The 12,296-nt window shown below is 64.0% G+C and carries 11 protein-coding genes; 8 read left to right on the plus strand and 3 right to left on the minus strand.

Annotated features, from left to right (window positions below; all coding sequences use genetic code 11):
- Positions 1–107: 107 nt before the first annotated feature.
- Positions 108–503, minus strand: coding sequence for a hypothetical protein (locus OKC44_RS11810; protein ID WP_270812971.1), 396 nt, complete (start codon positions 501–503; stop codon positions 108–110).
- A gap of 273 nt (positions 504–776) precedes the next feature.
- Between OKC44_RS11810 and OKC44_RS11815 the strand changes: the two genes are divergently transcribed.
- Positions 777–2,174, plus strand: coding sequence for a PepSY-associated TM helix domain-containing protein (locus tag OKC44_RS11815; protein ID WP_270812973.1), 1,398 nt, complete (start codon positions 777–779; stop codon positions 2,172–2,174).
- Positions 2,175–2,253: 79 nt separating this feature from the next.
- Here OKC44_RS11815 and OKC44_RS11820 read toward each other — a convergent pair whose 3' ends face one another.
- On the minus strand, positions 2,254–2,469 hold the full coding sequence (locus OKC44_RS11820) for a DUF6500 family protein (protein WP_270812975.1): 216 nt from the start codon (positions 2,467–2,469) through the stop codon (positions 2,254–2,256).
- Positions 2,470–2,575: 106 nt separating this feature from the next.
- Positions 2,576–3,481 carry a 1,4-dihydroxy-2-naphthoate polyprenyltransferase gene (locus tag OKC44_RS11825; protein ID WP_026080210.1) on the minus strand — a complete coding sequence of 302 codons (906 nt, stop codon included), beginning with the start codon at positions 3,479–3,481 and terminating at the stop codon, positions 2,576–2,578.
- 207 nt (positions 3,482–3,688) lie between these two features.
- On the opposite strand from OKC44_RS11825, the gene OKC44_RS11830 reads away from it, so the two are divergent.
- The 7 genes from OKC44_RS11830 (at position 3,689) to OKC44_RS11860 (ending at position 12,296) form a co-directional block, all read left to right on the plus strand.
- A complete protein-coding gene (locus OKC44_RS11830; RefSeq protein ID WP_270812980.1) occupies positions 3,689–5,035 on the plus strand; it encodes an isochorismate synthase in 1,347 nt (448 codons plus the stop codon).
- 34 nt (positions 5,036–5,069) lie between these two features.
- On the plus strand, positions 5,070–6,800 hold the full coding sequence (menD, locus tag OKC44_RS11835; protein WP_270812983.1) for a 2-succinyl-5-enolpyruvyl-6-hydroxy-3-cyclohexene-1-carboxylic-acid synthase: 1,731 nt from the start codon (positions 5,070–5,072) through the stop codon (positions 6,798–6,800).
- The gene (gene menH / locus OKC44_RS11840; RefSeq protein WP_270812984.1) at positions 6,790–7,560 is read left to right on the plus strand and encodes a 2-succinyl-6-hydroxy-2,4-cyclohexadiene-1-carboxylate synthase; all 771 of its coding nucleotides are present in this window, start codon (positions 6,790–6,792) and stop codon (positions 7,558–7,560) included. Before menD ends, menH begins: the two co-directional genes overlap by 11 nt.
- Positions 7,553–8,413, plus strand: coding sequence for a 1,4-dihydroxy-2-naphthoyl-CoA synthase (gene menB / locus OKC44_RS11845; protein ID WP_039215084.1), 861 nt, complete (start codon positions 7,553–7,555; stop codon positions 8,411–8,413). The genes menH and menB overlap by 8 nt, the downstream gene beginning before the upstream one ends.
- On the plus strand, positions 8,413–9,342 hold the full coding sequence (menC, locus tag OKC44_RS11850) for an o-succinylbenzoate synthase (RefSeq protein WP_270812987.1): 930 nt from the start codon (positions 8,413–8,415) through the stop codon (positions 9,340–9,342). The genes menB and menC overlap by 1 nt, the downstream gene beginning before the upstream one ends.
- A 10-nt stretch (positions 9,343–9,352) precedes the next feature.
- The gene (locus OKC44_RS11855; protein ID WP_270812988.1) at positions 9,353–10,759 is read left to right on the plus strand and encodes a 2-succinylbenzoate--CoA ligase; all 1,407 of its coding nucleotides are present in this window, start codon (positions 9,353–9,355) and stop codon (positions 10,757–10,759) included.
- A 301-nt stretch (positions 10,760–11,060) separates the two neighbouring features.
- Entirely contained in the window at positions 11,061–12,296 is a 1,236-nt protein-coding gene (locus OKC44_RS11860; RefSeq protein ID WP_270812989.1) for a winged helix-turn-helix domain-containing protein, read from the plus strand.

A 12,296-nucleotide genomic window follows, 5' to 3' on the forward strand; every position in this document is an offset into this window, starting at 1 on the left:
TGATATGCCGTGAATTTGAAATGGGCGAGCCCGACTGCGTCGACGAGCGGGACAAGTGGTTTATCAAGCTCAATTGAGCTGCGGGTAATGATCAGCCTGCCGTGCCGTCAGACCAGCCCGGCCAGTTGCCGTTCCAGCCACTGCAGCGCCTCGTCGGTCTGCTCGAAGTAGCGGACGCCCTGAAACGGCAAACCGCTGAACACCTGATCCGCCAGATACTGCTTGAAGCTGCCCGCCAGCACCACCGCCAGAAAGGCGCAACCGTTGCTGGCGCACCAGCCGAACTGGTGGCGAAAGCGGGCCAGCACCTCGGGGCCCGCCGCCTCGAACTCGGTCGCCACTTCGACAATGCCCCAGGGCGCGTCGCGCAGGCTGGCGATCTGCTGGCTGAACTGGGCCTCATAGGCCATGGCCCCCGCCAGATTGAAAGGGCCGCTCGGGCGGCAGATCAGCACCTGACCGCGTCGCTGCATCTCGAAATGGCCGTGTGGTTGCAACTTCACGTCTGCCTCCTTCCCTGGATTTTCGTCGCGCAAGCACCCTTTTATGTTGCAACAAGGTAAGGATTTCTCTGCAAAAAGTCCATTCTGCCAGGCGCGAGCCTGGATGGGTTGCATCACCGGTTGACCCACTGGCGGCCTGCTCAGCACGCCCGTGCCCACCGCCTCGACCAGCCCTCATGTTCTGTTGCAGTTAACAAAACGTTGCTGCTATCATCCGCGCCGCCACCAACATTCCACCAACTGAAACGTTAACTCACGGCGCAAGGAACAGAGATGAAAAATCGGGACGCGAACCACTATCAGCGCATCTGGCGCTGGCACTTCTATGCGGGTCTCTTCGTCGCCCCCTTCCTGATCCTGCTCTCGCTGACCGGGATCGTCTATCTGTTCAAGCCCCAGCTCGACAACCTGATGTACCCCGAGCTGATGAAGGTCGCCCCCGTCAGCCAGCCGCTCAGCGCCGATCAGCTGCTGGTCAAAGCGATGGTGGCCATGCCGGACGCCAGTCTGAGCAAGTACCTGCCACCGGTCAGCCCGGAGGCCAGCGCCCAGTTCATCGTCCGCCAGGGCGGTAGCGAGCTGACCCTGTTCCTCGATCCCGCCAGCGGCGCCCTGCTCGGCACCCTGGACAACAAGTGGAATCTGCAGGCGGTGGCGCGCGCCCTGCACGCCGATCTGCTGCTCGGCACCATAGGGGATCGGTTGATCGAGCTGGCCGCCGGCTGGGGAATCGTGCTGCTCATCAGCGGGCTCTATCTGTGGTGGCCACGCAAGGGGCCAGGGGTTGGCGGCATCCTGTGGCCGCGCTGGAGCCAGCGCGGCCGGCTCTGGTGGCGCGACCTGCACGCCGTGGTTGGTTTCTGGGGGGCCGGTTTCCTGCTGCTGCTGCTCTTGAGCGGCATGACCTGGACCGGTTTCTGGGGCGATCAGTTTGCCGCCGTCTGGAACCGCTTCCCTGCCGCCATGTGGAACGAGGTGCCCAAGTCGGCACCCCTGGCCCGCAGCCTCAACCATGCCCATCAACAGACAGTCCCCTGGGCGGTCGAGAACACCCCCATCCCCAGCTCGGCCGAGCCCAAGGCCCACGACCACAGCGCCATGGGTCACGGCGGCGAGCATGACGGCATGGTGATGGCGGAGCACCGCATTCCGCTGCAACAGGTGGTGGAGATCGCCGCTGCGCGCCAGGTCACGCCGGGCTACAGCATCACGCCACCGGCCGGGGCGAGCGGCGTCTACACCATCGCCATCTCTGCCGATGATCCGCGCAACGATGCCACCCTGCACATCGATCAATACAGTGGCAAGGTATTGGCCGACGTGCGCTGGCAAGACTACGGCCCGGTCGCCAAGACGGTGGAAACCGGCGTCATGCTGCACATGGGCAAGCTCTACGGCTGGCCGCACCAGCTGGCCATGCTGCTCATCTGCCTGCTGGTGTTGCTGAGCTCGGTGAGCGGGCTCTGGATCTGGTGGAGCCGCCGCCCCAGTGGTCGCCTCGCCGCCCCGCCCTTGCCGGCCAGCCTGCCCCCCATGCGCGGCGCCATTGCCCTGCTGATCCTGCTCGGTATCTGCTTCCCGCTGGTGGGGGGCTCCATGCTGGTGATCTGGCTGCTGGACAGCCTGCTCTTCGCCCGCCGTCGGGCGCCCCGGCTGGCTCGGGTCGGCTAGCTACCGGCGCCGTGCGCCGCACCAAGCTGCCACTCAAGGAGGGCTCCCACACGGGAGCCCTCCTTGTTTCAGCGCGCCTTTACGCTTGCTCCACCAGCTGGAGGATCTTCGTCGCCTTCTCGAAGTGATCGAGGCGCTGGGTCTGGATCCACCAGGTCGCCGCCTCCATCAGCAACTTGGGGTCATCGTTGCGGTTGGCAAAAAACGCATAGAAGGAGACGCCGACAGCCTCCCCCTTCTGCGCGATTTTCTGATGGCACACCTGAATGATTTTCTGTTTGAGCGAGTCGCGCATGGCGGCGTTCCGGCCTGATGAGTGATTGGGCGGCCAGCATACCTCAACCAACAAAAAGGGCCCCCGTCCGGGAGCCCTTTTGCCTAGCCGATCACATGACACCCAGTCAGGAGAGCGCCAGCCCGATGGAGAGCAGCAGGCTGAACAGGAAGGCGCTGATGGCGGTCTTCTTGAGCGCGCCGGTCAGCACCTCGCCATCGAAACTCTGGCGCAGGGTCTTGGCGGCATCGGTGAGCGGCTTCATGGCCGGCAGGAAGATCCAGGGCCAGAAACTGGCGGGCTGGGTCAGCAGGAAGGCGATGGTGGTCAGCAACGCCGCCCCCAGCAGTACCCAGTGGTAGGCGATGGCCCGGTTGCGACCGAGCCGCACCGCCAGGGTGATCTTGCCGCTGACCGCGTCGGTCTCGATGTCGCGCACGTTGTTGATGTTGAGCACCGCGGTGGCCAGCAGGCCGCAGGCGGTGGCCGGCAGCAGCAGATCCCACTGCAGGGTCTTGGTGAACAGGTAGTAGGAGCCGAGCACCCCCAGCAGGCCGAAGAACAGGAACACCGAGATGTCGCCGAAGCCGCGATAGCCGTAAGGCGTCTTGCCCACCGTGTAGGTGATGGCGGCGACGATGGCGGCGCCGCCGAGCAGCACGAAGGTAAGGATCTGCAGCCACTGATCACCAAAAGCGCAGCCCAGCAGGGCGAGGCCGCTGACCACCGCGGCCAGCGCGGTCAGCGCCATGGCCACGCACATCTGCCGGCGGGTGATGAGGCCGGAGACCACGGCGCGCTGGGGACCGATCCGTTCGCCATTGTCCGCCCCGGATACCGCATCCCCATAATCGTTGGCCAGATTGGAGAGGATCTGCAGCAGAATGGCGGTCAGCAGGGAGAGCGCCATGATGGTACCGTCGAAGGCGCCGCGGCTGGCCGCAAGCCCGGAACCCAGCAAAATGGAGGAGCACGCCAGCGGCAACGTTCGCAAACGCGCCGCCAGCAACCAAATAGATAAGGTATTTGTCATATTGTGATGGCCAAACAATCAGATATTGATCGTGTTAAGGGTTATCGAACCGGATTTCGGTATACTTGGCCCCTCGGGAGGTAGCTCCCCGGGCGATTTACATGGACGAATGGGCAGATAATATATAGGAATAATCGCTCCTTTGGCATAAACCAACGGCATCCTTCTGCAGGATGGACCGTCACTATCGGCTCATAGACGAAATCCATGTTGGCTCAGACCCATATCAAGCAACAACTGGACGCCCTGCGTCACGGCAATGCCAGCGGCTTTGTGCGGCTGCGCGTGGCAATCGAGGTCGGCTCCTTTCTGGGCTGGCTCGCGGCGCAGACCCTCTATCCCCGTATCTATTGGCATGCCAGAGGACACGACCGTCCCGAATACGTGGCGCTGGGCTGCCTGCGCGAGCTGACCGAGCCTCAGGCGATCCGCCAGGTCTGCGAACACACCAGCCAGCCCCATGACGACAGCCCCCGCTACTATGGCGGGCTGGCGTTCGACCCGACCCAGCCCGGCTGGCAGGGCTTCGGCCCCTGCCGCTTCGTGCTGCCCCGCATCGAGCTGGTGCGCCGTGGCGAGTGCGTCACCCTCTGCCTCAACCTCTGGTTGCCGGAGCAGACCGGCAGCGAGGCCTTCGAGGTCGAACTGCAGGCCGCTGCCGCTGCCCTCGACGCCCTTCTGCCGGAGGCGCCTCTGCCACCGCTGACCCGTCATTCATGGCAACGGGAAGACTGCCCGAGCCAGCCACAGTGGCAGACCCTGGTCGAGCAGGTCACCGCCCCCGAGTTCCAGACCCACACCCCCAAGGTGGTGCTGTCGCGCCAGAGCCGGCTCACCCATGACGGTGCAACGCTCACGGCCGACCCGCAGGCCGTCGCTCCCTGGTCGCTGTTGGCCAGCTGGGCACAGCACGGCCAGGACTGCTTTCACTTCGGCTTCCAGTTTTCGCCCGAGCAGAGCTTCATCGCCTGCTCCCCCGAGCGGCTCTATCGCCGTGAACAGCAGCACCTCTTCACCGAGGCGCTGGCGGGCACCATCCGCCGCTCCGGCGACGAAGCAACCGACGCGGCGCTGGCCGCCGAGCTGCTGGCCGACAGCAAGAACCGCCTGGAAAACCGGCTGGTGCATGCCGACATCCTCAGCCGGCTGGCGCCGCTCACCACAGATGCCACCCTGACCGAGCCGCGCATTCTCAAACTGCGGCTGCTGCAGCACCTCAAGTGCGACATCGAAGCCGAGCTCAAGCCCGGCGTCTGCGACTGGCAACTGCTGGAGGCGCTGCACCCCACCCCCGCGGTGGGCGGCGCCCCGCGCGAGGCGGCGCTGGCCTTCATCCGCGAGCGCGAGCCCTATGATCGCGGCTGGTATGCCGGCGCCTGCGGCATGCTGAGCCGGGAGACCTCGGAGTTCTCGGTCGCCATCCGCAGCGCCCGCATCACGGCGCAGGCCGTCACCCTGTTTGCCGGCGCCGGTATCGTCGCAGGTTCCGAGCCTGCCGCCGAGTGGGCCGAACTCGACAACAAGATCGCCAACGTGCTCTCCCTGCTGGGATAGCGTTTTCTCATCGTTTCCTCACTGCGAGAGCCTCATGTCCGCGCGCCAAGAGTTTGCCAGCCACCATGCCACCTTCAACCACGTCTGGTCTTCCCTCTTGCTGGAGGAGCTCTTTCGCCTCGGCGTGCGCGACATCGCGCTGGCCTCCGGCTCGCGCTCGGCGCCGCTCACCATGGCAGCCGCCGCCCACCCCGGCTTTCGCCGCCATCTGCACTTTGACGAGCGCGGCCTCGGCTTCATGGCGCTGGGGCTGGCCAAGGGCAGCGGTCGCCCAGTCGCGGTGATCATGACCTCGGGCACCGCGGTGGCCAACCTCTGGCCGGCGGTGGCCGAGGCGCAGCTCACCGGCGTGCAGCTCATCATCCTCTCTGCCGACAGGCCGCCCGAGCTCATCGACAACGGCGCCAACCAGGCCATCGACCAGCAGGGGATCTTCGGCCGCTACCCCGTCTATCAGCAAAACCTGCCGAGCCCCACCGCCACCATCCCGGCCGCCTTCGTGCTGAGCTCGGTGGATCAGGCGCTGGCCCAGCAGGCGCGCACACCGGGGCCGGTGCACTTCAACTGCATGTACCCGGAGCCGCTCTATCCGGGCGACGCCTATCTGGACTTCTCCGCCTACCTGGCCCCCCTCGGCGACTGGCTCCGTTCGTCCGAGCCCTGGAGCCCCTGGCAACTGGCGCAGGCCCCCTGCCCGTGCCAGCCCGACTGGGGCGAGCTGCAGGGCAAGCGCGGCCTCATCGTCGCCGGCCGCATTCAGGATCCGGTTCAAGCCAAGGCGGTTGCCGCGCTGGCCGAGCGGCTCGGCTGGCCCCTGCTGGCAGACCTGCAGAGCCAGCTGCGCTTCGATGGCCGCAACCTGGTGCACGCCGATCTCGCCCTGCAACACAGTGGCTTCGTGGCCGAGCTGGCCCGGGCCGAGGTGCTGTTGCAATTTGGCGCCCGCCTCATCTCCAAGCGGCTCGGCCAGTTCATCAAGCAGCAGCCCTGGCTGGCATACTGGCTCATCGACCCGCAGCCAGCCCGGCTCGACCCGGACTACCGGCTGCGCCGCCGCCTGCTGTGCGAACCCGGCGCCTTTGCCGCCGCCCATCCGGTGGCGCACCCGCACCTGCCCTGGCACCGGCTGGCGGAGCGCCAGCAGTCCGTCAGCCAGCAGGTGCGCAGCGCCTGCGAGCGTTTCTCCGAGCTGGGGGTGTGCCATCGCCTGAACCAGCTGATCAGGGGTCAGCTGTTTGTCGGCAACAGCATGCCGGCCAGGTTGATGGACATGCTCGGCGAGGCGGGCAAGGGCCCCAGCCGGGTGATGACCAATCGTGGCGCCTCCGGCATCGACGGCCTCATCGCCACCGCCTACGGCTTCGCGCAATCGGTCCAGCCAGGCAGCAATGAGCCCACCACCCTGCTGCTCGGCGATCTCAGCGCCCTGCACGACCTCAACAGCCTGGCACTGCTTGGCAAATCGAGCCGGCCGCTGGTGGTGATCCTGCTCAACAACGACGGCGGCAGCATCTTTCGCATGCTGCCGGTGCCGACCCAGGACGCACTGCTGGAGACCTACTACTGCCTGCCCCACGGCCTGCACTTCGAGCACGCCGCCGCCATGTTCGGCCTCCACTACCGGGCGCCGGCCACCCTCGCCGAATTTGAACGGGATTACGCCGCCGCGCTGGAAAAGGGGGTAACGCTGATTGAAATCAAGGTCCCCAGCAGCGAAGTCGCCGAGGATCTGAAGGCACTGGGAAGCGCGATCCGTGGCAGCTAGTGCCGACCAGCCGACGCTGGTGCTGCTGCACGGCCTGCTCGGCGATGCCAACGACTGGCAACCCGTGCAAACGGCCCTGGCCGGCCTCCCCAGCCTGGCGCTGGATCTGCCGGGCCACGGCAGCAACCAGGCAGTGCGGGTAGCGGGGTTCGAGCAGACCCATCGCTGGCTGTGCGACGAGCTGGCCGCGCGCGGCATCGGCCGCTACCAACTGGTGGGCTATTCGCTGGGTGGGCGGCTCGCCCTCTATCACGCCAGCCAGGCGCCGGTTGGACTGCAGGCCCTGCTGCTGGAGAACTGCCATCCCGGTCTGCCACCGGCAGAGCGGCCCGCCCGCCTCGCCCACGATGAGGGCTGGGCCCGGCGCTTCGAGCAGGAGCCCCTGGCGGCCGTGCTGGCCGACTGGTATCGGCAGGGGGTGTTCGCCGATCTGGGCGAGGATGCCCGCGCCCGTCAGATAGCCCGTCGCCTTGGCAACGACGGCAAGGCCGTGGCCGCCATGCTGCGCGCCACCTCTCTGGGTCAGCAGCCGGATCTCGGCCCCTGGCTGGCGCAAGGTGCGCTGCCGGTCACCTACGTGAGCGGCAAACGGGATCACAAATTCCATCAGCTGGCTTGCCTCATGGCAAGTCAGCATCGCAAAATCAACCACTTGGAGCTGGATGGCGGCCACAATCTGCATGCCCACCAGCCTGAGACTTTTGCCCGGCTCCTCGCGGAGTGGGTCAACCAACAACAAGAAGAGAAGCGTCATGATTGAAGCAATGACTGAAGCGGAACTCTATGCCCCCGTCGAGTGGCGTGATTGCTCCGCCGGTTACGAGGATATCCTCTATCACAAGTCCGACGATGGCATTGCCAAGATCACCATCAACCGCCCCCAGGTACGCAACGCCTTCCGCCCCCGCACCGTCAAAGAGATGCTGCAGGCGCTGGCCGATGCTCGCTACGACGATCAGGTCGGCACCATCATCCTGACCGGCTTTGGCGAGAAGGCCTTCTGCGCCGGCGGTGACCAGAAGATCCGTGGCGACTACGGTGGCTATCGCGATGACGAGGGGACCCATCACCTCAACGTGCTCGACTTCCAGCGCGACATCCGCACCTGCCCGAAACCGGTGGTTGCCATGGTGGCCGGCTATGCGGTCGGTGGCGGCCACGTGCTGCACATGATGTGCGATCTGACCATCGCCGCCGACAACGCCCAGTTCGGCCAGACCGGTCCGAAAGTGGGCTCCTTCGACGGCGGCTGGGGTGCCTCCTACATGGCCCGCATCGTCGGTCAGAAGAAAGCCCGCGAGATCTGGTTCCTCTGCCGCATGTACGATGCCAAGCAAGCCCTCGACATGGGGCTGGTCAACACCGTCGTGCCGCTAGCGGAGCTGGAGCGTGAAACCGTGCGCTGGTGCCGCGAGATGCTGCAGAACAGCCCGATGGCGCTGCGCTGCCTGAAGGCCGCCCTCAACGCCGACTGCGACGGCCAAGCCGGCTTGCAGGAGCTGGCGGGGAATGCCACCATGCTGTTCTACATGACCGAAGAGGGTCAGGAAGGGCGCAACGCGTTCAACGAGAAACGCCGTCCCGACTTCTCCAAATACAAGCGGAATCCCTGATGACACTCGCTCTCTATCGCTACCAACTGCCTTTTACCCAGCCCCTGACCTTTCACGGCAAGGTGGAGGTGGCGCGAGAGGGCCTGTTGGTCCGCGTTGACGACGGCTGGGGGGAAATCGCCCCCCTGCCCGGCTTCTCCCGCGAAAGCCTGGCCGAGGCGCAAGCCGAAGCCATCGCCTGTCTGGAGCGGCTGGCGGCGGGGCAGGAGATCGCCCCGCAGCTCCCTTCGGTACAATTCGGGCTGGACTGCGCCCGCCGCTGCTGGCCTGCCCAGACCACCCCGCTGCCGGAGCCTTATCCACTTATTCAGGGCTCCCCCCAGGAGCTGCTCAAGCACTGGAAGAACTGGCTGCACAAGACCCCCAGCAAGGCCAAGCTGAAAGTGGCCCGCTACCCCATGCGCGACGAGCTGGCGTTGATCCGCCTGCTGTGCGACCGCATCCCTACCCTCAAGCTGGTGCTGGACGCCAACCAGGGCTGGACCCGCGAGGAGGCCTGGGCCTTCTGCGGCCATCTGGATCCAAACCGGATCGAATACCTGGAAGACCCCTGCGCCGACTTTGCCGACATCGCCTTCGTGGCCAATCGCACCGGCATGCCGGTGGCCATCGACGAGCTGCTGGCCCAGGGCAAGCCGTGGGAGCCCATCCCCCAGCTGCGCGCCCTGGTGCTCAAGCCCACCCTGCTCGGCTCCCTGGCCCACTGCGAGGCGCTGGTCGCCCGCGCTCGCGAGCTGCGCCTCAAGGTGATCGTCTCCTCCTGCTTCGAATCCGGCCTCGGCCTGAACCAGCTGTTCCATCTGGCGGGCGAATGGGCGCCGGATCAGGCCCCCGGCCTGGATACCAAACGCTGGCTGGCCGCCGATCTGCTGGATGCGGCCGGCAAACCCGACCTGAGCCTGCTGGAGCCCCTGTTTCACCGTGATTGAAGGGGCCTGCATGCCACCGCTATCTGACCATCATCACCCTCTGCAACCCTGCCCGGTGCGTCACTGGGCGAGGTCCGCCCCGGACCGCATCGCCATTCACGCCGCCGACCCGCTCACCTACCAACAGCTGGATGCCAGACTCAACGGCCTGTGCCGGCAGCTGGCGCTGGCGGGCCTGCAGGCCGGTGATCGCCTCGCCGCCGTGGTGCGCGGCGCCCTGCCCGACCTGTTGCTGGCCTGGGCCTGTGTGCGCAGCGGCATCGTCTTCTGTCCGCTCAACCCTGCCTTTCCCTTGGCGCGGCAAGCGGAGCTGGCGGCCCTGCTCGCCGTCAGGGCCTGCTGGTCGGCAGGCGAGATCCCGGCCGGCAACTGGCAGCCACTGCGGCTCGACTTCACCCATGAGCTGGTGGTGGACGAGGGCGACTGCATGCTGGAGCCTGCCCGGCTCAACAACATGATCCTCACCTCGGGTTCCAGCGGCACGCCCAAGGCCGTGGTACACCGGCTGGCCAATCATCTGGCCTCGGCGCGGGGTTCGGCCGCCGTGATCCTGCTCGATGCCGAGTGTGGCTGGCTGCTCTCCCTGCCGCTGTTTCATGTCGGCGGTTACGCCATCCTGTTCCGGGTCTTTCTGGCGGGTGCTGCCCTGGTGCTGGACGATCGCAGCCGCCCGCTCAGGGAGCGGCTCGAGCAGCAACCCATCACCCATCTCTCCCTGGTGCCGACCCAGCTCTGGCGCCTGCTGGCAGAGGGCTTCGATCCCGCCAGAACCCGGCTGCGCGAGCTGCTGCTCGGCGGCGCCGCCATTCCCCAGCCCCTGGTGAACCGGCTGAGCGCCATGGGGCTGGTACCCAAGGTGAGTTACGGCCTCTCCGAGATGGGCAGCCAGGTCTGCACCGGTCGGCCATCCACCGCTGGCGTGGTGGGCAAGGCGCTGCCGGGACGGGAGGTCTGCATCCAGCAGGGGGAAATCTGCGTGCGCGGCGACACCCTGTTTGCCGGCTATTTCAACGCAGGCGGGCTGGAGCGGCCGCTCGATGAGGCAGGTTGGTTCCACACCCGCGACAAGGGGCATTTCACCGAGGATGGCGAACTGGTGGTGGAGGGGCGGCTCGACAACCTCTTCATCTCCGGGGGCGAAAACATCCAGCCCGAGACCATAGAGCAGCGACTGGTGGATCACCCCGCCGTGGCACAGGCGCTGGTGGTGCCGGTACCGAGCGATGAGTGGGGGCAAAGGCCGGCCGCCTTCATCGACTGGCATGGCGAGCCGGTGCCCCCTGCCGAGCTGGCGGTCTGGATCCGGCAGGCTCTGCCCGGTTTCATGGTGCCGGACCAGTGGCACCCCTGGCCCGATCTGGGTGGTCACCTCAAGCCACAGCGCAGGCAATATCAGAATATTCTTAAGACGCAATAATCACTCCTGCGACAGGACTTGGCATGCAGGAGTCATCCAAATACGCACATTATTCGAAAGAAAATGCTGGCGGAGTCAAAATCCCCCTCACAGGCCCAAGTAAGTGAGAACGATTACATAAATGGCTATTTTTTTGCACGTTTTTTGAACTGAATTAATTACCTGTAGTACCATATCCGCCATCATGCATTGCAATGGAAAGGTAACCGTTTGATAGTTAAAGGTATTGTCAATTTTGCATTATTTGAACAAAGACTGCATGGTGGTAAAATGCTCTCCTTGGCAGTAAGGCGAGTCACACATGAGTAACAAAAATTATAAAATTGCAGAGGAGATATTTTTCTCCGCGGCAATATTCCGACTCTCTAAGGGAGAAAAGGACATCAAGCTCAGCAACAAAGAAGCCGAGCTGCTCGAAATGCTGTGTGATGAGGCAGGCAGTGTCATTCCAAGAAGCAAACTGCAAGATGCCTTGTGGCCAAACCAGGACAATACCGATACCAACCTGAACCGGCAGATCCTCTCATTGAGAAGAAAGCTGGAATCATTCGGCTTGATGGATGCGATCGATACCATTCCACGCGTGGGATATATCTTTTGTGCCCCTATTGAGGCCGCAGGAGAGACCGAAGAAGCTGCACCAAATGAAGAAACTCAAGCGGCGAATCCTTCTCATTCGCCTCAGGCCAGACGGCAATATACTCGCCGCAAATATGACCGCTATTTCAGCCCAAAGCGTATTCTGCTGTTTGCTCTGCTGCTGGTCTCACTGACTTCGCTGGCCATCGTCATCTATAACTATGCGACGGCAAATACGCTGCGTACCATCAATCTCAGCCAGATTTCCCTCTATATGACCAGCGAGACGGAAAAAGCGCTGAATGTGAAAATCGATTCGCTGGCCCCCTTGATACAGCGTATTTCACGCAAGGCGGATGAACAGGTTTCCATTCTGGTCGGTAAAGAAGCTATCAGCTATTTCTCCATCGACAATAACAGCAGGAAATTATCCGAGAATGTGTTTCTGCTGCGCAGCGGTCATCCAGTGGCGGAAGAAGTGCAATGTGTGATCACCACCATGACCCAGCAGGGAGACAATGTTTCCCACAACTATTACAACAATTCAGATACCACAGTCCGTTATCACAGCAATTGCCAGGCGCCGGACAACTGGGTGGAGATGACCAGAAAGAGCAAATTCATTGTCACCATGAACAGGGAAATAGTGGTGGCAACCGTGATCGCCACCGACAATCAGGGCAAAACACTGTTCAATCTGGATTCCGTCGGGGATCTGGAGCGGGATGATGGCGATATTTCGGTCGAGGTGAAAAATACCATCGTCAATTTCATTGATCAGCAGGCACTGACCAGCAATGGCATGGTAGCAACCCTGGTAGCGGCGCTGACACCACCCAAACAAACGGCACAATTTGTTCAGTTGCCGGGCGGCATTTACCTATCCAATTATCTGGGTGGCGTCATCACCTGGCCCAGCCTCGGCAATTCAAAGGTCATCCAGCGCAATGACCTCTGA

Source organism: Aeromonas sp. S41-2, assembly GCF_027705845.1.
Lineage (GTDB): Bacteria > Pseudomonadota > Gammaproteobacteria > Enterobacterales > Aeromonadaceae > Aeromonas > Aeromonas hydrophila.

Bases quoted from the DNA above. Each gene is read 5' to 3' on its own strand.
- OKC44_RS11815 (WP_270812973.1), top strand. From the start codon at position 777: ATGAAAAATCGGGACGCGAACCACTATCAGCGCATCTGGCGCTGGCAC.
- OKC44_RS11820 (WP_270812975.1), bottom strand. From the start codon at position 2,469: ATGCGCGACTCGCTCAAACAGAAAATCATTCAGGTGTGCCATCAGAAA.
- OKC44_RS11825 (WP_026080210.1), bottom strand. From the start codon at position 3,481: ATGACAAATACCTTATCTATTTGGTTGCTGGCGGCGCGTTTGCGAACG.
- OKC44_RS11830 (WP_270812980.1), top strand. From the start codon at position 3,689: ATGTTGGCTCAGACCCATATCAAGCAACAACTGGACGCCCTGCGTCAC.
- menD (WP_270812983.1), top strand. From the start codon at position 5,070: ATGTCCGCGCGCCAAGAGTTTGCCAGCCACCATGCCACCTTCAACCAC.
- menB (WP_039215084.1), top strand. From the start codon at position 7,553: ATGATTGAAGCAATGACTGAAGCGGAACTCTATGCCCCCGTCGAGTGG.
- menC (WP_270812987.1), top strand. From the start codon at position 8,413: ATGACACTCGCTCTCTATCGCTACCAACTGCCTTTTACCCAGCCCCTG.
- OKC44_RS11855 (WP_270812988.1), top strand. From the start codon at position 9,353: ATGCCACCGCTATCTGACCATCATCACCCTCTGCAACCCTGCCCGGTG.
- OKC44_RS11860 (WP_270812989.1), top strand. From the start codon at position 11,061: ATGAGTAACAAAAATTATAAAATTGCAGAGGAGATATTTTTCTCCGCG.